This is a genomic window from Phycisphaerae bacterium (assembly GCA_012729815.1).
GTDB lineage: Bacteria > Planctomycetota > Phycisphaerae > JAAYCJ01 > JAAYCJ01 > JAAYCJ01.
On the sequence record JAAYCJ010000142.1, the window covers coordinates 1 to 19509 of the forward strand.

Annotated in this window: 21 protein-coding genes; 2 read left to right on the forward strand and 19 right to left on the reverse strand. The window is 63.3% G+C overall.

From position 1 onward, the window contains the following. Positions 1-95 precede the first annotated feature (95 nt). Positions 96-1151: a LacI family transcriptional regulator gene (locus tag GXY33_09595; protein ID NLX05385.1), complete on the forward strand. Its 1056-nt coding sequence runs from the start codon at positions 96-98 to the stop codon at positions 1149-1151. Between the two features lie 115 nt (positions 1152-1266). Here the strand turns inward: GXY33_09595 and GXY33_09600 are convergent, their stop codons facing one another. The 9 genes from GXY33_09600 to GXY33_09640 all read right to left on the reverse strand — a co-directional run bounded on the left by GXY33_09600 (position 1267) and on the right by GXY33_09640 (position 10554). After that, positions 1267-2217: a hypothetical protein gene (locus GXY33_09600; GenBank protein ID NLX05386.1), complete on the reverse strand. Its 951-nt coding sequence runs from the start codon at positions 2215-2217 to the stop codon at positions 1267-1269. A gap of 30 nt (positions 2218-2247) precedes the next feature. Further along, positions 2248-3522 carry a methyltransferase gene (locus tag GXY33_09605; GenBank protein ID NLX05387.1) on the reverse strand — a complete coding sequence of 425 codons (1275 nt, stop codon included), beginning with the start codon at positions 3520-3522 and terminating at the stop codon, positions 2248-2250. 64 nt (positions 3523-3586) lie between these two features. Next, positions 3587-4021: a nucleoside deaminase gene (locus tag GXY33_09610; protein ID NLX05388.1), complete on the reverse strand. Its 435-nt coding sequence runs from the start codon at positions 4019-4021 to the stop codon at positions 3587-3589. 35 nt (positions 4022-4056) lie between these two features. Beyond that, a complete protein-coding gene (locus GXY33_09615; protein NLX05389.1) occupies positions 4057-4938 on the reverse strand; it encodes a dienelactone hydrolase family protein in 882 nt (293 codons plus the stop codon). A gap of 41 nt (positions 4939-4979) precedes the next feature. Continuing rightward, complete coding sequence (locus GXY33_09620) at positions 4980-5546, reverse strand: DUF981 domain-containing protein (protein NLX05390.1); 567 nt, start codon at positions 5544-5546, stop codon at positions 4980-4982. Positions 5547-5767: 221 nt separating this feature from the next. Beyond that, a complete protein-coding gene (locus GXY33_09625) occupies positions 5768-7201 on the reverse strand; it encodes a hypothetical protein (GenBank protein NLX05391.1) in 1434 nt (477 codons plus the stop codon). A 274-nt stretch (positions 7202-7475) separates the two neighbouring features. Next, the gene (locus GXY33_09630; GenBank protein ID NLX05392.1) at positions 7476-8747 is read right to left on the reverse strand and encodes an ABC transporter substrate-binding protein; all 1272 of its coding nucleotides are present in this window, start codon (positions 8745-8747) and stop codon (positions 7476-7478) included. 43 nt (positions 8748-8790) lie between these two features. Further along, on the reverse strand, positions 8791-9630 hold the full coding sequence (locus GXY33_09635; GenBank protein ID NLX05393.1) for a carbohydrate ABC transporter permease: 840 nt from the start codon (positions 9628-9630) through the stop codon (positions 8791-8793). Next, complete coding sequence (locus GXY33_09640) at positions 9631-10554, reverse strand: sugar ABC transporter permease (GenBank protein ID NLX05394.1); 924 nt, start codon at positions 10552-10554, stop codon at positions 9631-9633. It abuts the gene before it with no gap. Between the two features lie 263 nt (positions 10555-10817). Here GXY33_09640 and GXY33_09645 point away from each other — a divergent pair, with 263 nt between their 5' ends. Next, entirely contained in the window at positions 10818-12491 is a 1674-nt protein-coding gene (locus tag GXY33_09645; GenBank protein ID NLX05395.1) for a hypothetical protein, read from the forward strand. Positions 12492-12498: 7 nt separating this feature from the next. Here GXY33_09645 and GXY33_09650 read toward each other — a convergent pair whose 3' ends face one another. The 10 genes from GXY33_09650 to mutY form a co-directional block, all read right to left on the reverse strand. Beyond that, on the reverse strand, positions 12499-12945 hold the full coding sequence (locus tag GXY33_09650) for an arsenate reductase ArsC (GenBank protein ID NLX05396.1): 447 nt from the start codon (positions 12943-12945) through the stop codon (positions 12499-12501). Position 12946: 1 nt separating this feature from the next. Continuing rightward, on the reverse strand, positions 12947-13282 hold the full coding sequence (locus GXY33_09655; protein ID NLX05397.1) for a hypothetical protein: 336 nt from the start codon (positions 13280-13282) through the stop codon (positions 12947-12949). Then, complete coding sequence (locus GXY33_09660; protein NLX05398.1) at positions 13279-14115, reverse strand: arsenite methyltransferase; 837 nt, start codon at positions 14113-14115, stop codon at positions 13279-13281. Before GXY33_09660 ends, GXY33_09655 begins: the two co-directional genes overlap by 4 nt. A 36-nt stretch (positions 14116-14151) precedes the next feature. Then, positions 14152-14841, reverse strand: coding sequence for a sulfite exporter TauE/SafE family protein (locus GXY33_09665; GenBank protein NLX05399.1), 690 nt, complete (start codon positions 14839-14841; stop codon positions 14152-14154). Further along, the gene (locus GXY33_09670; GenBank protein NLX05400.1) at positions 14841-15386 is read right to left on the reverse strand and encodes a hypothetical protein; all 546 of its coding nucleotides are present in this window, start codon (positions 15384-15386) and stop codon (positions 14841-14843) included. The genes GXY33_09665 and GXY33_09670 overlap by 1 nt, the downstream gene beginning before the upstream one ends. Before the next feature lie 15 nt (positions 15387-15401). Beyond that, a complete protein-coding gene (locus tag GXY33_09675; GenBank protein NLX05401.1) occupies positions 15402-15635 on the reverse strand; it encodes a thioredoxin family protein in 234 nt (77 codons plus the stop codon). Next, the gene (locus GXY33_09680) at positions 15632-16930 is read right to left on the reverse strand and encodes a hypothetical protein (GenBank protein NLX05402.1); all 1299 of its coding nucleotides are present in this window, start codon (positions 16928-16930) and stop codon (positions 15632-15634) included. The genes GXY33_09675 and GXY33_09680 overlap by 4 nt, the downstream gene beginning before the upstream one ends. 52 nt (positions 16931-16982) lie before the next feature. Next, positions 16983-17306: a winged helix-turn-helix transcriptional regulator gene (locus GXY33_09685; protein NLX05403.1), complete on the reverse strand. Its 324-nt coding sequence runs from the start codon at positions 17304-17306 to the stop codon at positions 16983-16985. A 155-nt stretch (positions 17307-17461) separates the two neighbouring features. Then, a complete protein-coding gene (locus tag GXY33_09690) occupies positions 17462-18151 on the reverse strand; it encodes a PEP-CTERM sorting domain-containing protein (GenBank protein NLX05404.1) in 690 nt (229 codons plus the stop codon). A gap of 274 nt (positions 18152-18425) precedes the next feature. Continuing rightward, entirely contained in the window at positions 18426-19475 is a 1050-nt protein-coding gene (gene mutY / locus GXY33_09695; GenBank protein NLX05405.1) for an A/G-specific adenine glycosylase, read from the reverse strand. Positions 19476-19509: the final 34 nt, after the last annotated feature.

Sequence of the window (19509 nt, forward strand, 5' to 3'; positions counted from 1 at the left end):
CCGGGAATACAGCGGCAATACGGCCTTTGCAGGCGATTATGAGTTACTTATAATGTCCCATTGCTGGAAAAAACCTTTAATCGTAGGAGTTGGAAGTGGCCATTTCGTCGGGTGTCCATCAGCCCGTGCGTCGCCGGACGACCCTGGCCGACGTGGCAAGGGTCAGCGGCGTCTCGGTCGCAGCGGCCTCCCAGGTCCTCTCCGGCCAGAAGGGCGCCACCCGCTACAGCCCCGCCACCGCCGCACGCGTCCGCGAAGCCGCCCGCCTGCTGCGATACCGCCCGAGCCTCGCCGGGCGGATCATCCGCCAGGGCCGGACCGGCATCATGGGCCTGGTCCTCCCGGCGTTGGCCGATGCCTACGTGACCTCCCTCGCCCCCGGCTGCATCACCGCTGCCACCCGCTGCGGATACGAGCTGATCGTTTCCGCTGCGCACCTGGCCAGCGACGAGTACCAGCAGCGGGTCTCCCACCTCCTGGACCTCGACGTGGACGGCTTGGTCCTGTTCGCCTCTCAGGAACTGATCCGGTCCGAGGTCTACCGCGAACTGGTCGAGTCCCGCCGGCCCGTCGTCCTCCTCGAGCACGACACCGCCGACCAGAACGTGGACTTCGTGGGAATGGACGACCTGGCCAACTACCGGCAGGCGGTGGGACGCCTCAAGTCCCTCGGCCATCAGCGGATCGGCCTCATCTACGAACTCGAATACGCCGTGCCCTCAGCCCACGTCCGACGCCTCGCGTTCGAGCAGGCGGTCGACGAACTGGGCCTGCCCGTCCTGCCGCGATACTGCATCCAGACCGCACACCACCGCGATGCCCAATCGCTGGCTGCGCTGACCCCGGTGCTCGAAGCAAAAGGCGACCTGACCGCCTTGGTCGTCCGCGGGCATTGGCGGATGGAGTGGATGTATCAGGCCCTGCTCGAATGGGGATGGGCGGTGCCGGACGACGTCTCCCTGGTCAACATCAGCGGCCACGACTACCGCCGCGACCGCCTGCGCATCACCGCGGTGCAGACCCCGATCGCCAAGATGGGCGAGCAGGCGGTGCAACTGCTGACGCATCGCATCGGCCACCCGGACGACCCGCCGCAGCGGATCCTGCTGCCGGGTGAACTGATCGAAGGAACAACGGTGAAGAACCGCTGAATGCTGATGGACAAACAGAATCAGCATAAAGAGGCAGGAAACTTCTTCCGCAAATTCGAAAGCCACAATCCCCACGAAAGACAACACACTGCCGGCCGGACCATGCCGCGTCAGATCATCGAACGTAACCAAACAACTGCAGCGCCGTCATCGCAATCAAGCCGACCACCACGTAGCCCATGAGGCGGCCCACGATCCCGTTGAATACCTCCAGGCGAAACGTCAAAGCCTCCGCCGCGGTCTCCGCGACCTTCCGAAGGTGCTTCTCCAACCGACCAGCCGTCTCGCCCGCCGCTACCTCAGCCAGATAGGCTCGGGAGAGAAACGATACCCCAGCCAGCGAATCGGCGAAGGTGTTCCGGGCGGCCAGCGACTCGGCGACCCGGAGCAGGTCCCGGCGAAGATACACGTTCTCCACCGGCTCAGCCGCCAGCTCACCCATCCGCGCCACGTCCATTCCCGCCGCCTCGTACGCCAGGCTCAACGTCTCGAAATACACCGCCACGGCCAGATCCACCTGCTCCTCCCGCCAGAACGGAATCTGCAGCTTGATCAAATCCAGAACATGACGGGTCTGGGGCAGATGCGCGACCGCATAGATAACCCCGATGGTGATCGCGTAGTAAGGCAGCGTGTTGAGGATGAAAAACCGCGTCACCTCCCATGGCGCGAACCACAGATACAAAACGAAACGAACGACCCAGCCGAACAGAAACACCACCAGCGGATACATCCACGCATTCCGCACGATGCGCCTGGTGGGAATCAGCTTGTGGCAGAAGTCTCGCAAGTACGCGAACGCCTCCTCAAGCCGGCCGCTTTCCTCGCCCGCACGTACCACCGGAAGCACAAACCGCGGAAAATCATGCCGACCAGCCTCCAAAGCCTCAGCCATCGTATCGCCGCCGCGGATGCCCTCAACCGCCTGGGCGGTGATCCGCCGAAGAACTGGCGAATCCGACCGCCCGCCCGCCAACTCCACCGCCCGCGGCATCTCCGTGCCCGCCCGAAGGCAGTGAGCCATCACGTCGCAGAACCGCTCGATGTGTTTCAAGCCGATGGTCATGCCGCCTGGAACCCGCCGCCAACTCCGCAATCACCGGATCGGATAGTCCCGCATTTCCCCAAGCGTCTCGTACATCGCCAGCACATTTTCGATCGGCGTGGCCGCCTGCACGTTGTGAATGGGATTGAACACGAACCCGCCGCCGGGCCCGAACGTCCGGATCCGCTCGCGAACCTCCTCGCGGACCTCCTCCGGCCGCCCGAACGGCAGCGTCTGCTGCGTATTGACCGCGCCGCCCCAGAACGTGATCCGCCCGCCGTACCGCCCCTTGAGCGTCGCAGCGTCCATACCGGCGGCGGAGCATTGAACCGGATTGAGAATGTCAAACCCGGCCCGAACAAAATCGTCGATCAGCGGCTCGACCGCCCCGCACGAGTGGATCATCGTCTTCCAAGCCGTGTGGCTGTGAACCCACTCGTTGATCCGCTCGTGGAACGGCATGAACAAATCGCGATACGAATCCCGCGAGATGAAGAGATTCGACTGCGTGCCGAAATCCGTGCCGGTCACGAACACCGCCGCCACCCGCTCGCCCACCGCCTCGTAGATGCGCTGCGCGTTGGCGATGGCGATCGCGCACTGGCCCTCAAAAACCCGCCGCACGTACTCGCGCCGAAGGCCCGTCGAAACGTACCACTCCTCGACGTCCCGAATGCCCTTGGGGTGCTTCAGCCACATCGCCGGCACCAGCGCGATATCGCCGAACGACGCGCCGGGCAGGCTCAGCAGGATCGCCTTGTCCGTTCCCGTGTAGAGCTGCTCCGCCCGGTCCCGCAGGTACGCGATCTGCGCGTCGGTCAGCGGCCTAAACTCCTCAAGATTGTCCGCCGGGTCAAGCCGGTCGTCGTCAATCGGTTCCTGCCGAATGATCGCATCGAAGTAAAAACCGCCCTTGGGCATCCGCCCGCTCGGCGGCACGGACTTATCGCCCTGCGGATACAGCAGAATATCGCCGTTGGTCTCCGGCTCGGTATTGAAACCCTCCGGCACAAGCACCGGCGTCCCGTCGAACGTCGTCCACGCCTTCCAGTTCTCGTTGACGAAACCGAACAGCGTCGCGGGCAGCCCCAGTCCCACCACGTCCACACCAAGCGCCTCCGCCAGGTCCGCCTCGATCTCACCGAGCATCTGGAACGGCTCGACCACCTTGACCGGCAGGCCCGGCGCGTCCAGCCTCAGCGCCTGACGAAGCCGGTACACCGTCGAAACGCTCATCCCGGTCACCGCGCTGCCGCCCAGATCGAGAGGCACGCGGTCCGGTTCACGATGGTCCAAAGCGGTCTGCACCCGCTGGCGGGAGGTCATCGCCATATCGGCTCCTCCGTTGACCTGAGGCTTCAAACGTCATGCCGCCGGCGCCGCAGCCGGCTCACAACTCGCCGATATCTTCGTACCACAATTGCGGGTTCTCGTCGATGAATTTCCGCATCATCGCCTTGCACTCCTCCAGATCCAGATCGACCACCTCCACCCCGTGCGACTCCATGAACTCCCGCGCCCCGGCGAACGTCGCGGACTCACCGGCAACGACCCGGCGAATGCCGAACTGCACCGCCGCGCCCGCGCAGAGATAGCACGGCATGAGCGTCGAGTACAGCACCGTGCCCTTGTAGCTGCCGATCCGCCCCGCGTTGCGCAGGCAGTCGATCTCCGCGTGGATGATCGGGTCGTCGTACTGGACCCGCCGGTTGTGCCCGCGCCCGATGATCTGACCGTCGCGGACCAGCACCGATCCGATGGGGATTCCTCCCTCGCTAAGGCCCTGACGGGCCTCCTCAATCGCAGCCTTCATGAAAATGTCCATCGCCACTCCGTCAAAAGGGGGGTTCAACGCGCCCGCTACGGCGTCCGATCGTCCGGCTCAGCCTCCGCTTCGAGCGGCTCAGCCGACTGACCGGTCCCGAGAACCTCGTGAAAAAATAGCACCATCGCCGCCCACGACCGCCGGTCCGCCTGCTCGTCGTACGCCACGCCGTCCCACGGGTCCGCATCGTTGGCCGGATTCGTGAACGCGTGCACCGCTTGGCCGTAGACCACCAGTTGCCACTGCGCCTCAGACTTCTTCATCTCGTGGACAAAGTCGCTGACCTCCGACCAGCCGACATGCGGATCGTTGGCCCCGTGAAGAACGAGAATCTCCGCCTTGATCTGTCCACGCTCTGCCGGCATCGACGTGCCCAACCCGCCGTGAAAACTCACCACGCCCGCCACGTCCGCGCCGCCCCGCGCCAACTCCAGCACCACCGACCCGCCAAAGCAGTATCCGATCGCGGCGATCCGGTTCGAATCGACCAGCTTCTGTTCGCGCAACACCTCAAGCCCGGCCCGCACCCGACGCCGCGCGAGCGTCGGACTCTCGCGAAACGGCTTGGACAGCTCGCGGGCCGACCGGTCGTTCTGGGCCCGCTTGCCGCGGCCGTACATGTCCACCGCAAACGCGACCACCCCGAGCTGGTCGGCAAGCTGCCTGGCCCGGCCTCTGGCATAGTCGTTCAGGCCGTACCACTCGTGGACGACCAACACCCCCGGAAGCTTCCGTCCGGATGGAACCGAACGCGGATACGCCAGAAACCCTTCCAGCGGAAGCTCCCCGTCGCTGTACGCGACCGTCTCGGTCGCGACCTCGCCGACGCCGCCGGCGGCCGGCTCGCCCGAACGCGTCTGCGGTTCCTCGGACGAAGCGACAGCGGTCAACAGCAAAACAATCAGTACGCAACGCATGGTTTTCCCCTTTCAATCTCCGCACGCCTCCCGGAACGCCTTCACGACGGAATCAAATGGTTCCAGTACGCGACGTACACGGTCATCACCCAGATCATCACCGCGACCAACAGCACGATCGCCCCAGCCGCCCGAAGAAAACGGCGGTCCCGATTCGCCAGCACCGGCAACGCAAACGCCCCAGCCAAACCCGTCAGAATAAACCCCGCTCCGGCCAGCAGCGGCTGAGCCGTCAGGCCCAGATGAATGATCCGAACCCCGACCACCACCGCCAGCGCAGCGGCGAAAAGCGAGTAAATCCCGATGCTCAAAAGCCCCCAGTTCATCCACAATGCCAGCGCCGTACCCAACAAAATCGCCCCGAACAGCGCCGACGTCTCCCCGTACGCGATGTTGAATATCCCGCCCTGGTAGTCCAGCGGCCACGTCAGCGACATGTGCAACCCGGTCGCCAGAGCGATCAGCCCGCTCGCCGCGAACCCCGGCGCCCAACGCTTCTGATCCGGATCCGTCAATCCCCACCACGCGTAACACGCCACCAGAAACAGCCCAGCCGCCGCGTTCAGCAGCATCAGCGTCACGTAATCGTTCCATAACACCGCCAGCATACGGCACCTCCCATCCGTCGTCGAACGCCCTCCGCGACAGGATCCCCGAAATCGGCACAAACCGACCTCCACATCATACCCACGCCCCACACCGGGAGCAAGCAGCGATTCTCGCCGAGCGGAAGGGCACGCTCGCCTCATCGGAGCGGCGGACACTTCCCCCTCTGTCATTCCCGCGCAGGCGGGTGGGTGCGCCGTCCCGACGCACCATCCTCCGTTCTCTACCTACTCCGTCCCCTCCGCGTGTCCCGCGTGCTCGGTGCCGCCGCCTTCTTCCCGCCCTCCAACCCGGGCAGCTCAATGACCCATGACCGATCATCCGACCCCTCCACGCCACCGGAATCAACCAGATCCCGATCCACCGAATACAAAACGCCCCGCTCCCGATCGTACCGCAACGGCATCCCATCGAACTCATCAACCGGCACACCGTGAAGATACTCAGGCACAAGCTCATCCAACGTCTCCGGCAACCGTCCCGTGCGATCGAAATAACACCGCAGCGCGATGCAGGCCTGCGCAGCGGAGATCTCATTGGCGGAACGGGCCTTGGAAACCACAATGCTGTCGATGCTGTAACCCAAATATCCGAACATCTCCGTGCCGAGAGAATTAGGCTGAAGGGCTCTTGGGAGCCGTCCGTCTTTGAACGGATTGAACGGCTCGAACGTCGGCGCCGGTCGCCGCCCCGATCCGGTGACATAGCGGACGTAGTCGCGGCACATGTCTGTGAGCATCTTCCTGGTCTCGTTCGGATGATAGCGGAATGCCGCGGGAACGAACCGACATTCGTCGGACCTGCGGAGCACCCGGTCGATCTCCAGATCAAGTCCGTTAAGCTGCCACCGGTACTGACCGCGAATGGCGTCGGCGAGCCCGTCCGAACCCGGCCGCATGTCCTCAAGCCGGACCATGTACGGCGACAGGATCTCACAGGTAACCCGCGAATCGCCCGTCCACGCCCGAAGCGCTCCCGTTGCCCGATCTCCGATGGCCAGACCGACGTAGTAGCACATCACCGTGCCTTGGGCGTTCCGCACGCTGCGCCCGAAACGCAGGATTTTCACAACCTGCTCGACGGCCTGCTGTGGATCCCCGTCCGCCAGGGTCATCCGGGCACGAAGCAGCGCGAGGCGGACAAGCGTTGACGAATGGCTGAGGAACGGCGACACGAACTCGGGGTCGTATACGCTGCTTGGGAACTGGAGATACGGACGCGCAAGGGCCTGATCGAACAGGTCAAGGGCTTGGCCGTTGCGGCGGAGCGCTTCTTCGGCCAGAGCGTCGTTGGAACGTCGGCCGCAAGCGATCTCCAGAATCGCCTCCCAGTAACCCACGCCCTCACCGACCCCAAACGCTCCGAGAAAGTCGCTTTCCCCGATGGCTCCCGGCGGCCGGCCGATAGGACCGCCGTTCGTCGGCTGGGAAGCAGGATGCATGTTCCATCTGGGAACAAACATCGCCTCACCGGCCTTAAGTACGACCGGAAATGCGTTCTCCTCCTCCGGAACCTCCAACCGGGTCAATTGCAGGTCGCTGTCATCGCACGGCGCGATGTCCTGCATCCCCCAGGCAACAAACGCAGCCACAACCGCCAGCGGAATACCCACCAGAAGCACAACGACAAAGATGATTGTACGAATCACCCGTCTCATCGCCCAACCCATTATACCCGACGAGGCAACTCATGGGACATTGCCTTCTGACTAAACGGTTGTCCGGAAGAAAACAGCACGGATCACGCGGAACACGCGGACAGGCCAGGAAGATGAAAGATGAAAACAACGACCTTCGAAATGTGGCTCCGTCGCCCTCGGCGAAGTCTTCTTTCTTCATTCTGACTACTGACTACTGACTTCTCCTCTTCCTCCTCTTCCTCCGCGTGCTCCGTGCCAGTCTTCTCTCTGACCGCCATCCAACCCGCCGAACCTACTGACTCAGCATCTTCCGCGCCGCCGCCTGAAGCTCCACCGCCGCATCCTGCGCCGTCAGCCTCTGATTGATGACCTCCGCTGTGATGCGGTCCATGGCGTCGCGAACCTCCTGCCAGCCCTGAACGTTCGGCTCCGCCTTGGCGTACGGAATCGCCTCGATCGTATGCCGCTTCGCCGGCTTCTCAGCCAGAAACTCCCGCAGCGGCGACGCCTCGAGCGCCGACTGGCGAATCGGCAGATACCCCGTCGCCGCGGCCCACCGCGCCGTCACGTCGCGCGAAATGAAATACCCGATAAAATCCCAAGCCGCCTTCTGACGCCGCTCGTCCGACTTGAACACGCAAATGTTCGCCCCGAACAGCACCGTCGCCGGCGCCGCCTCCGCCCCGTGAGGAATCACCGCCACGTCCCAGTCAAACTTGCCCTGGATCATCTCGTCCGCGTAAGGGTACGAATTGCTGGACCGAATGAAAAACGCCGCGCGACCGTTCCCGAAATCCGCTCGATCGTCGTACGAACCGTAAGCCACCTCATAGGCCAGACCCTTCTCGAACACCGCGTCGATCAGACCAAAGGCGCTCACCGTCGCCGGCCCGTCAAAAAGCGGCGTCCGCGTCCGCGAGTCGAACACCTCGCCGCCGAACGAAAACACCAACCCGTCGAACGTGGATGGATCGCGAGAAAACGCGTAAGGAGTGAGATTGAGCTTCGCCTTCAATGCCTCGCACGCCGCCACAAACTCCTCCCACGTCGCCGGCGGTTCGCTGCGGCCGACCTGCCTGAGCATGTCCCGATTGTAGTACAGCATCAACACGCTCTTGGTAAACGGCATCGACAGCAGCTTGCCGCCGAACTGGGCAAACCGGTTCGAGTCGACAAACGGCTGATAGATATCCGCCCGGTCCTCAGCCGACAAATCATCCTGCAGATACCCGCCCAGATCCGACACCGCGTCGTACTTCATGTAGTCCGCCACCATGCTCTCATACGCCACCGCCAGATCCGGCGGCCGACGCGCCGCCAGCGCCGTGATCGTCTTCTTGTACAGCGTGTCGTAATCGCCCACGTACTCCTCGCGAACCGCCATCGCCGGACCCGACGCGTTGTACGCCTCGATGATCTCGCGCAGCGCCGCCGCGTTCCGGTCGCTCTGCGTATGCCAGAACACCAGAACGTCCTCCTTCGCCGCGGCCTCGCGATTGCGGCAACCGGCGACACAAAGAACCAGAGTGAAACCCACCAAAATCAAAGCCAACCGGCGGTGCATGTGCGTTCTCCTGAAGCTTCCGACAGGAAACCCTCAGCCAATCCTACGTCGTCATCTGCTCGGCGCCCCGCTCAAACCACCGCTGGGCCAGCAGGTACAAGATGACGATCGGCAAAATTGTAAGCGTGGCCGCCGCCATGAGCAAATGGTAATGCGTCGTCGCCTCCTCGATGAACGACGCCAACCCCTTCTGAATCACCGACAAATCCGGCGAACTTGTCACCACCAGCGGCCAGACCAGCGCGTTCCAGCTCCCCAAAAATGCGAACACCGCGATCGTGATCAACGCCGGCTGAATCATCGGCGCCCCGATCGACCAGAGGTACCGCAGATCGGAACAGCCGTCGAGCCGCGCCGCCTCGTACATCTCACGCGGCAACCCGTCAAACATCCGCCGAACAAAAAACACCGAAAACGCCGACGCCGTCCACGGAACCACCAGCGCCGCGTACGTGTCGTACCAGCCGAGGTAGTCGATGATGAAGAAGTTCGGTATCAGACTCACCTCGAACGGAATCATCATCGTCGCCAGGAACAAAAGAAACAGCACGTTCTTCCCGCGAAACTGCAGCACGCTGAACGCGAACCCCGCCAGCACCGCCGTCACCAGCACGCCCGCCGTCACCGCGATCCCGACCACCGCCGAATTGAAAAAACACCGCACAAACGGCACCCCGATGTCCGCCGCCCGAACGAACGCGTTCGGATAGTTCGACCACTGAGGATGCTCCGGCAGAACCGGCGGCGGAACCAGCGTGATCTCAGCCGGCGTCTTGAGCGACGTCGATAGCATCCAGAAAAACGGCAGCACGCAAAACGCCGCCCCCGCCAGAATGACCAGCTCGATCGCCACATTGACCATCAACCGCCAAAACCGCACCACTCAGTCCTTCCTCCGCGAAACGCGAAGCTGCAAAGCCGTCAACACCAGCAGCACCCCGAACAACGCCACCGACGCCGCCGCGCCCGTCCCGAACCGCTGATAGTTCCAGAACTCGGTGAAAATGTACATCGTCGCGTTCCGTGCCGAGTTCAACCGCTCAGCCGGGGCCATGATGTAAATCTGATTGAACGTCTGAAACGCCGCGATCGTCGAAATAACCACCAGAAACCCGATCACCGGACGCAACAGCGGCAGCGTGATCGAAAAAAACGACCGCACCGGTCCCGCCCCGTCCAGCCAAGCCGCCTCGTACGTCTCCTTCGGAATCTGACCCATCCCCGCCGTCAGAATGATCACGTAGAACCCGAACGTGTGCCACACCGCGAACAGCATCACCGAGATCAAAGCCAGGCTGGGCCCGCCGCCGACGATCGGCAGTTCGCCGCCGAACGCCAGCTCAAAAATCCCCGTCGAACTCTCGGTGAATCGCACGGGCCCCACGCCGAACGCCGCCAGCAGCGAGTTGGCCAGCCCCTTTTGATCCACGTGAAGAATCCACTTCCACACCGCCGCCGCCGCCACCGTCGAGGTGATAAACGGCAAAAAAAACGCCACCCGGTACACCCCCGCCAGCCGCTTCTTGCGGCCAAGCAACACCGCGAACACCAGCGCCAGCGCGATGGTCGCCGGGATCGTGCCCAACGCGTACCACACGCTGATGCCCAGCGACCGGACAAACTCGCCCGACTCGAAAATCCGCTGATAATTGTCCAGCCCCACGTACGCCGAATCCGCCGTCCGCCAGTCGCGAAACAGGCTGATCCACACCACCATCGCCAGCGGAAACAGGTGAAAGACAAACAGAATCATCCCCGCGGGCAGCAGGAAAAAATACGGTCTGAACGATCCAAACAGCCGAAACATCGATCTCTCGCCAACGCAGGGTCAAACGCCACTTACCTCCCTCAAACCATAGCCGCCCGCCCGGCAACCTGTCAATAACAATGGCCCCCGCATGTAGGGCCCCCGCCCTCGGCGGACTCCTCCCATCGACCGCCCCGGCCCACCGACCGCTATTGCCCCTGCCCGACAAACCCTGGTATAATCCCATGCTTGATCCACGACATACGCTTGACGAGGAACCGCTGATGACACAAGGGGGCATACCACTACAGGGAACCGCAAACATGCTCGCCGACCGGGACCAACCCACCGTCGGCGCCCGATCGCTCGCCGTCGGCTGCGTCCTGCTCGCCGCCGTCGGGCTCTACCAGCTCGCCTGGGCCTGGCTCGCCTCCCTGCCCATGCTGCTCGGAACCATCACCAACGACGACGTCTTCCTCTACCTCGAATTCGCCGTCAACACCCTCCGCTACGGCTTCCCCACCTTCGACGGCATCAACGCCACCAACGGCGTTCAGCCGCTATGGGCGGCACTGCTGGTCGCCCTCGCCTCCGCCATCCACGACAAGGAAATCCTCCTGCGGACCGTCCTGACCCTCTGCGCCGCCCTCAACGTCGCCACCGGACTGGTCCTGCTGCACGGCCTGCGGCGATGGGCCTCCCCCGTCGTCGCCGTCGCCGCCGTCATCCTCTGGTCCGCCTACATGCTCGGACTTCAGCCGGCCATGCTCGGCATGGAAAACAGCCTCCACGCCCTGGTCGCCGCCGCGACCGCCGTACTGATCCTGCAGCTCTTCTCCTCGCGAACGGCTCCGCCCGCCCGACTGCTGCTCTGGATCGGCCTGCTGCTCGCCGCCAACGGCCTGACCCGCCTCGACTCCGCCGTCGTCTCCATCGTCCTCGCCGCCGTCGTCGTCGGACGAGGAATCTACCTCGGCGGCCGCCCAGCCAAAGTCGCCCTCTGCACCGTCGGCCCCGGCATCGCCGCCGGAGCGCTCCTCTTCGCCGCCAACTTCGCCTACTTCGGCACGCCCACGCCCGTCTCCGGCACGATCAAACAGTACTACGCCAGCTTCTTCTTCGACGGCTTCGCCCTCTGGGAGAGAACGCTGCTCTCGCTCGGCATGTTCTTCAAGACCCTCTCCGGCGGACCCGAACGCCTCTTCGGCGAATCCGCCCCCGAAGCCATCGACAGCACCCTCCAGATCGTCGCCCTGCTGGTCCTGATCATCCCAGCCGGACTGCGCGTCCTGCGAAGCCGCGCCGTCGACCGATCCGACCGCGCCAGCGCCTTTAGCCGCGTCTGCGTTATCATGCTGGCCGCCAGCCTCGTCCACCTCGCCGTCATGGTCGTCGTGCTCGTCCAGTTCTCCATCGACCCGTGGTACTACTCCTGGCTGTTCCTGACCTGGATCCTCTGCCTCGCCTGGGCCATCGAACGATGGTACCGCTCCCCCGTCATGTCGGCCAGGGCCTCGCAGATACTTGTCGCAGCCCTCCTGGCGGTGCTCCTCGTCGGACAGGTCTCCCGCACCATCGTCCTGATCCGCGGCGGCGACCTCCACGACATCCACGTCGAACGACTCGAACTGACCGACTGGATCAACCGCCACATCCCAGCCGACGCCGTCCTCGCCTCCTGGAACGCCGGTGAACTCGCCTACTTCACCGACCAGACCTTCATCAACCTCGACGGCCTCATGAACTCCCGCCAGTACGCCGACTTCCTCTACAGCGGCGGAAACGTCCTCGACTACCTCCGCGACGCCGGCGTCGATATCGTCGTCGATTTCAACACCAAAGACTCCACCATGCCCTACATGGACTACATCCAGGACGACAAGTTCCGAAACCTCTGGTACTGGGATCAGGTAAAAATCCTCCACGCCCAGACCGCCGCCGGCGACCGACCCATCTACGTCGTCGACCTGCCCGGCGGCCGCGACTTCAGCCCCTAACGGCCTGTCACTCCCCTTGCGCTTCGCTGAGAGCCTCGTCAAGCCGCTCGACAAACGCCCGGATCTCGTCCCGAACCCGGCGATAGTGGTCGAGCGCCTCCCCCTCCGACTTGGCCTCGCGGGCCAACCGCGGCGGATCGTCGAAACCCACGTGCAACACCGTCGCTCCGCCGATAAAAACCGGACAGCTCTCGCGGGCGTCGTCGCACACCGTCACCACGTAGTCGAAATCCACGTCCCTCAACTCACTCAGATGCTTCGACCGATGCCCGCTGATGTCCACGCCAACCTCAGCCATCACCCGCACCGCCTGCGGATTCAACCCGTGAACCTCAATCCCCGCCGAGTAGGCCTCAAAGCGCTCCCCATGCAGCGCCCGCGCCCACCCCTCAGCCATCTGACTCCGGCACGAGTTCCCCGTGCACAGAAACAAAACTCTGATCGGCCTGCTCACGTTACCCCTCTTTCGCGATGGAAATCGTGATATCCTTCGGCAACGCCAGACCCGCCCCCACCTGCATCGTCTTGAAAATCCCGACCGGAACCGCGCATCCGGCGCAACAGCCGGACAGCACCGCACGCGCCGCCGCCAACACCAGGCTGCCGCCGCCCGGACTGATCTCCTGATACGCGTCCACCGGACCCAGTTGCTCAATGGCCTCGGCCAACGCCCGGATCTTCTCGCACGTGCTCTCGATCCCAAACCGCACAAACTGCCCGTCCTCGGTGGAAACTTCCACGTTGGTCACAAATCCACAGACCCCAGCGTCGATGCGAGCGCCAGCCGTCATGCCCGATCCTCCTGTTTGACTGCGAACACTTTGATACTGACCACGGCTTCCCCGGCCGCGCAAAGGTCCGCCTCCGACACCTCAGGCGTCTCAAGGACCGCCTGCGCGGTCGGATCGTTGAGCATCACGTCGATAGGAAACGCCTGCCGCTCACGGACCTCGATACCCCCAAAGCCGGCCTGCTCGACCGCACCCAGGTACTCCGCCTCCGACACAGCCCCGGCCAGACACCCGACGTACGCCTGCGCCGACTCCCGCACCGACTCGGGAAGCGGCTTGTTCAACACCACGTCCGAAACCATGAGCCGTCCGCCCGGCTTGAGCACCCGATACGCCTCCTTGAACGCCCGCTGCTTGTCCGGCACCAGATTGATCACGCAGTTCGAAATCACGACGTCAACCGACCCGTCGTCGACGGGCAGGTTCTCAATCTCACCCAGCCGAAACTCAACATTGGAATAACCGTCGGACTGCGCGCTCTCGCGCGCCTTCTCGACCATCTCCGGCGTCATGTCAACCCCGATAACCCGCCCGCTCGGACCCACGCGCTTCGCGGCCAGGAAACAGTCAAACCCCGCACCCGACCCAAGATCCAGCACCGTCTCGCCCGCCTCTAACGCCGCCAACGCCAGCGGATTGCCGCAGCCCAGACCCAGGTTCGCCCCTTCAGGCACTTGGCCCAACTCCTCCTCGCTGTAGCCGATGCTCTTGCTGATCCGCTCCGCCGGACTCCCGCCGCAGCAACCCGTCTTCGGCGAACAGCAACACCCGCCTTTCCGCGCGACCTTCGCATAACCATCCCGTACCGCCCGCTTGATCTGGTCCTCGTTCATCGCCGTTTCTCCAACACTCCTGCCTCTTGCCACAACTTAGAGGATACCAAAGATGTATCGTAGACAATAGTAAACGCCCACCAGCACGAAGACCACGCCCGTAACACGCCGCGCCCACCATTCGAACTGCGTCAGGCGATCGAACGCCGCGCCGACCGACCGGGCCCCGGTGGCGATCAGCAAGGCGAACGCCAACACGGGAACCGCCGTCCCGACCCCGTAAACGACCGGCAACACCAGCCACGAACGATGCTCCAGCGACAGCGGAACCAACCCGCCGAAAAACAAGCCCGCCGACACCGGACAGAACGTCAGCGCGAACACCACGCCCAGCATTAAAGCACCCAGCAGCCCATGCCGCTCAACCCGCTGCTGAAGCTTCTGCCCGTCCGGCCCCACCGAAACACTCAACGCGATCAGTTCGAGCAGAAACATCCCAGCTACGATCAAGACCGGCCCAAGCAGCTTGTTCATATACGTCTGCAAAAAGTTCGAAACCCCCGGAATCGACAAAAGGCTCAGCACCAGCATCGCCGCAATCGCCGCATAGACGATCGAGCGCCCCAGCGTGTAAACCAACCCCGATAGCAGCACCATTCGAATGCGGCCGACCCGCCGACCGATAAACGAAATCGCCGCGATGTTCGTCGCCAGCGGACACGGACTGATCGACGTCAGTACCCCAAGCCACACCGCGCTGGCCAAAGCGAGAATGAAACCTTCCATCACGGTGCCTCAAGATAGTCATTGACGCGGCTGCGAACGTAGTCGCCGAATGCCGCCTGATCGCCAAGCAGCGTCCAGACCTCCGGCAGGTTCTCCCACCGCCTCTGTTCCCCGTTGACCTCCTCGACGAGAACCACCGACTTGGTGTAGAGCTCGTAATCCTTGACGAAGTGGCGGTGCTCCGGCTCCTCGACGTTCACCTGCCGGAACGCGATCCGACCGCTCTCAAGCCCCTCGCGATACCCGTTCTCGAGAGTCAACCGCGTGTACTTCTCAATCTTCAGACACGAAACGCAACGCTGCGAGGTGTGGAAATAATACACGATCAGCTTGCGAGTCTCCTCAGCGGGTTGGCTCGCGGGTTGATCCGAGCCCGATTCCGTCCCTCGGACCGCCTGCGTGGTCGCTGATGGGCACTGCTCGCACGAACCCTTCGGCAGTTCGCAGCCGACGCAGGACTCCGGCCGGTCCGCCTCCTGGGCAATCAAATACCCGACGCTGACGATCACAAAACCAACCAACGCGATCTTAATCACTGTCTTCACGACGCATCCCTTTCGTTAACGAAGCATGTCCTTGATCTCGTCCACGCTCGGTACCTTGCCGGAAACCTTCACCTCCCCGTCCACCGCCAGCGCCGGCGTCACCATCACGCCGAAGTTCATGATGTCATTGATGTTGGTCACCTTCTCCAACTCATACTCAATCCCCAGCGACCGCGCCGCCTCGTCCGCCTGCTCTGCCAGCTTGCGGCACTTCGGACACCCGGTACCCAAAACCTGAATCTTCTTCATGATATGGCTCCAAATACGATTCCGCTGATCGTCGACATCACAATCACCAAACTTACGTACACCACCGTCTTGCCCGTCCCCATGATCCCGCGAAGCACCAGCATGTTCGGCAGCGACAACGCCGGACCCGCCAGCAGCAGCGCCAGCGCCGGACCCTTGCCCATCCCCGCCCCCATCAAACCCTGCAAAATCGGCACCTCCGTTAGCGTCGCAAAGTACATAAACGCCCCAGCCACCGCCGCAAACAAATTCGCCCACACCGAATTCCCGCCAACCGCCCACGCCACCCACTCCGAAGGGATCAACCCCTCATGGCCCGGCCGGCCCAGCAACGCCCCGGCGATCAGCACGCCGATAAACAACAGCGGCAGAATCAGCTTCGCATACTCCCACGTCGAACCCGCCCATTCCCGCATCGGCTGCGGACCGCTCAACGCGACCGCCGACAAACCCACCGCCGCCGCCACAAACGCCACCGTCGGCGATCCCGGAAACGCCACCGCCAGCGCCGCGACAACCGCCACGGCCAACGCCACCTTCCACCACGCCACCGCAAACCACCGCACCAGTACCACGCCCAACCCAACGCCCGCCGCCGCCGTAATCAACCACTTGTGCGACCAGATCGCCCACCACAAGCCCGACCCCTCCTCCGGCCGGCCCCAGTTCGCAAACACCAATATCCCCACCAGCAGCCCGAAATAAACCACGTTCTGCCACAGCGGCCGCTCAGCCGGCGCCGCCGGCATCGCCGCATGCGCCTTGACCTTCGCGATCTCCTCGTTCCGATAGATCACGTGCATCAGCAGACCGATCACCACGCTGAACACGATCGCCCCCACCGCCCGAGCTACGCCAAGCTCTAAACCCAGAATCCGTGCGGTCAAAATGATCGCCAACACATTGATCGCCGGACCCGCATACAAAAACGCCGAAGCCGGCCCCAGCCCCGCACCCATCCGATAGATCCCCGCGAACAACGGCAAAATCGTGCACGAACACACCGCCAGCACCGATCCCGACGTCGCCGCCACCCCGTACGCCAACACCTTGTTCGCCCCAGCCCCCAGATACTTCATCACCGACGCCTGGCTCACAAAAACCGCGATCGCCCCGGCAATAAAAAACGCCGGCACCAGGCACAACAGCACGTGCTCCCGCGCGTACCACTTCGTCAACGCCAGCGACTCCGTCACCGCGTTCCCAAACCTCGCCCACTCCACCGGCAAAAAATAAAACAGCACAAACAGCCCCACCATCAGGGCCAACCACCCGCCTTCGCGCTTGAGGTTCATCAATCTTTCCTATTTTGCCAAATCGCCAAGGATCAGTTGAAAAAAGAAAGCCCTACCGCTCAGCCAGCTCCAACTGCTCCTTCGCCGCCGACGTCATCACCGACTCCACGCACTTAAAGAAATTCAACACACACGGCATCCGAAGCCGGTAATACACCTGCGTCCCACGCTTCTCGTCCTGAACGATCCCAACCTCCTTCAGCACCGTCAGATGCTTCGATACCGTCGAAATGTCCGCCCCCACCATCGCCGTCAACTCACACACGCACCGCTCACCCTTCGACAACTCATCCACCAGAAAAAGCCGCGTCGGATGAGCCATCGCCTTGATCACCCGTGCCTTCGCCTCAAATTTCGCCTGCGTTCTCGCATCCATCCAGCACCCGATACTATTTGGCTACTTGGTATCTTAGCCAAATAACCGCGCAAAAGCAAGCCCAAAGACAGGAAGAACCATTGAATGTCTTCGGAACCCCGCCGAACCGGAGCAATCGAGGGGAAGCCGGCCCTCGCCCTTTGCGGAAATGTCGGCTACCGGCCTTCCGTATTGTCCTTCTCGTCCTCGCGCCGACGCCCAAACGCCGCACCTGCCGCGCCAAGACCGAGCAGCGCGATGGTGTTCGGCTCCGGAATCGTCTGAATCGTCACGAACTCCATGCTATCGGAGAAATCGGTGTGGCTCGGGGCGCCCATCGGTATCGAGGCGCTCAGGGCGCCGCAATACTCGAACTCGCTCTGCACCAACTCCACGTCGGTGGGGTCAAACGCCACCCGCACCTCAGCGGTGGCGCCTTGGTATCTGCCCAATAGGGCCTTCATCCCATAGTCGCCCGTGGGCAGGAACCCAAACGCCGAAGCGGGGAAACTGCCGGAGTCGTCGTACCATTGCGAGTTGCTGTCGCGCGAAAGCAGGTCCATGGCCCTGCCGTCCGCGTCGAACTGACCGAAGAGCCACAGACTGTCCTTGTCCTGGTCAAGATCGTCACTCAGCACAAACCGATAGAGCGCCGTCCCGCCCGTCAGGTCATACTCCCACTCCAGCCGAAAGTAGTCATTCTCGCTGGACCCCTGCGCCGGCACCTGCGCCCGCGCCGTCCCGCTGAGCTGCCAACCCAAAATCGCCACCGCCGCGATGGCCAACCCAGCCTTGGTCTGACCCAACACCACCGGCGCCCCCAACCGCACCATCCGCCGACATCGCCGCAAAACCCGTCGCCTCATGCTGCATCTCCTTGAATCGGATAGGGTTACAATAGACCGCCACTGGGCGCGCCTTGCCTCATGACTACGCCATCGGCAAGTCCCGCGGCAATCCATGAATCTGATGTCAGCAGAACTGCTCTTTTACCGCCGCTTGCCGGTCATCAGCCAGAAAGCTACCCCTCTCCGATCCGTCAGGGCGACGAATCGCTTACCCATCCCCTCTTTCCGCGTCCTCCGCGTGCTCCGTGCCTCCAGAAAAAGAAGTCGAACCGACGTAAGAGCCCCCACTCGCTCAACGCCCGCAGGCCGCCCTATCCTTCAAAGCCGCAATGACCTTCCGGTTCGCCGCCGGAAAGGGATATTTCTCGAGCTCATCAACCCCGACCCACCTCACCGCGTCACACCCGATCGCCCGCGCCCGCCCGCCGACGTGCCGGCACAAAAATGTGTGCAGCGTGATCCGAAAATGCGAATACGCGTGATCCACCGCCACAAACCGCTCGACCACCTCCACCTCGATCCCCACCTCCTCCCGCACCTCACGAACCACCGCCTCCTCAAGCGTCTCGCCCGCCTCCCGCTTGCCGCCCGGAAACTCCCACATCCCCGCCAGAAGCCCCGTCGACGGTCGACGGTCGATCAACACCCGCCCGCCCTTGCGAATGATCGCAGCCGCCACGTCATAATGCGGCGTCGGCTGCCGACCGCCGCTGTTCGGCAGCCGCTCCTGCCGCCCGCGAGCCCGCCCCAGACACTCGCTCCGCACCGGACACCCCTCGCACGCCGGACTCCGCACCGTGCACGCCAAAGCCCCCAAATCCATCAACGCCTGATTGAAATCACCCGCCCGACCACGCGGCGCCAACGCCTCAGCCAGTCGCCAAAGCCGCTTCTGAACCGCACTCGACTTGACCGGCCCACCCACGTCGAACAGCCGGCACAAGACCCGCGCCACGTTCCCGTCAACCACCGCCTCGTCCCGGCCAAACGCAATACTCGCAATCGCCCCAGCCGTATACCGCCCGATCCCGGGCAGCTTACGCAACTCCGCCGCCTCCGACGGAAACTCCCCGCCATACTCGCCGACAACCAGCTTCGCCGTCCGATGCAAATTCCGAGCCCGGCTGTAATATCCCAACCCCTCCCACTGCTTCAGCACCTCCTCAAACCCCGCCTCCGCCAGCGACTCAACATCCGCAAATCGCTCCAAAAACCGCACGTAATACGGCTCAGCCGTCGCCACCTGAGTCTGCTGCAGCATAATCTCCGAAACCCACACCGCGTACGCATCCCCGCGCCGCCGCCACGGCAACTCCCGCCGGTGACCCGCAAACCACCGCAACAGCAACCGCCGAACCCGCAAAACGTCGGGCGCC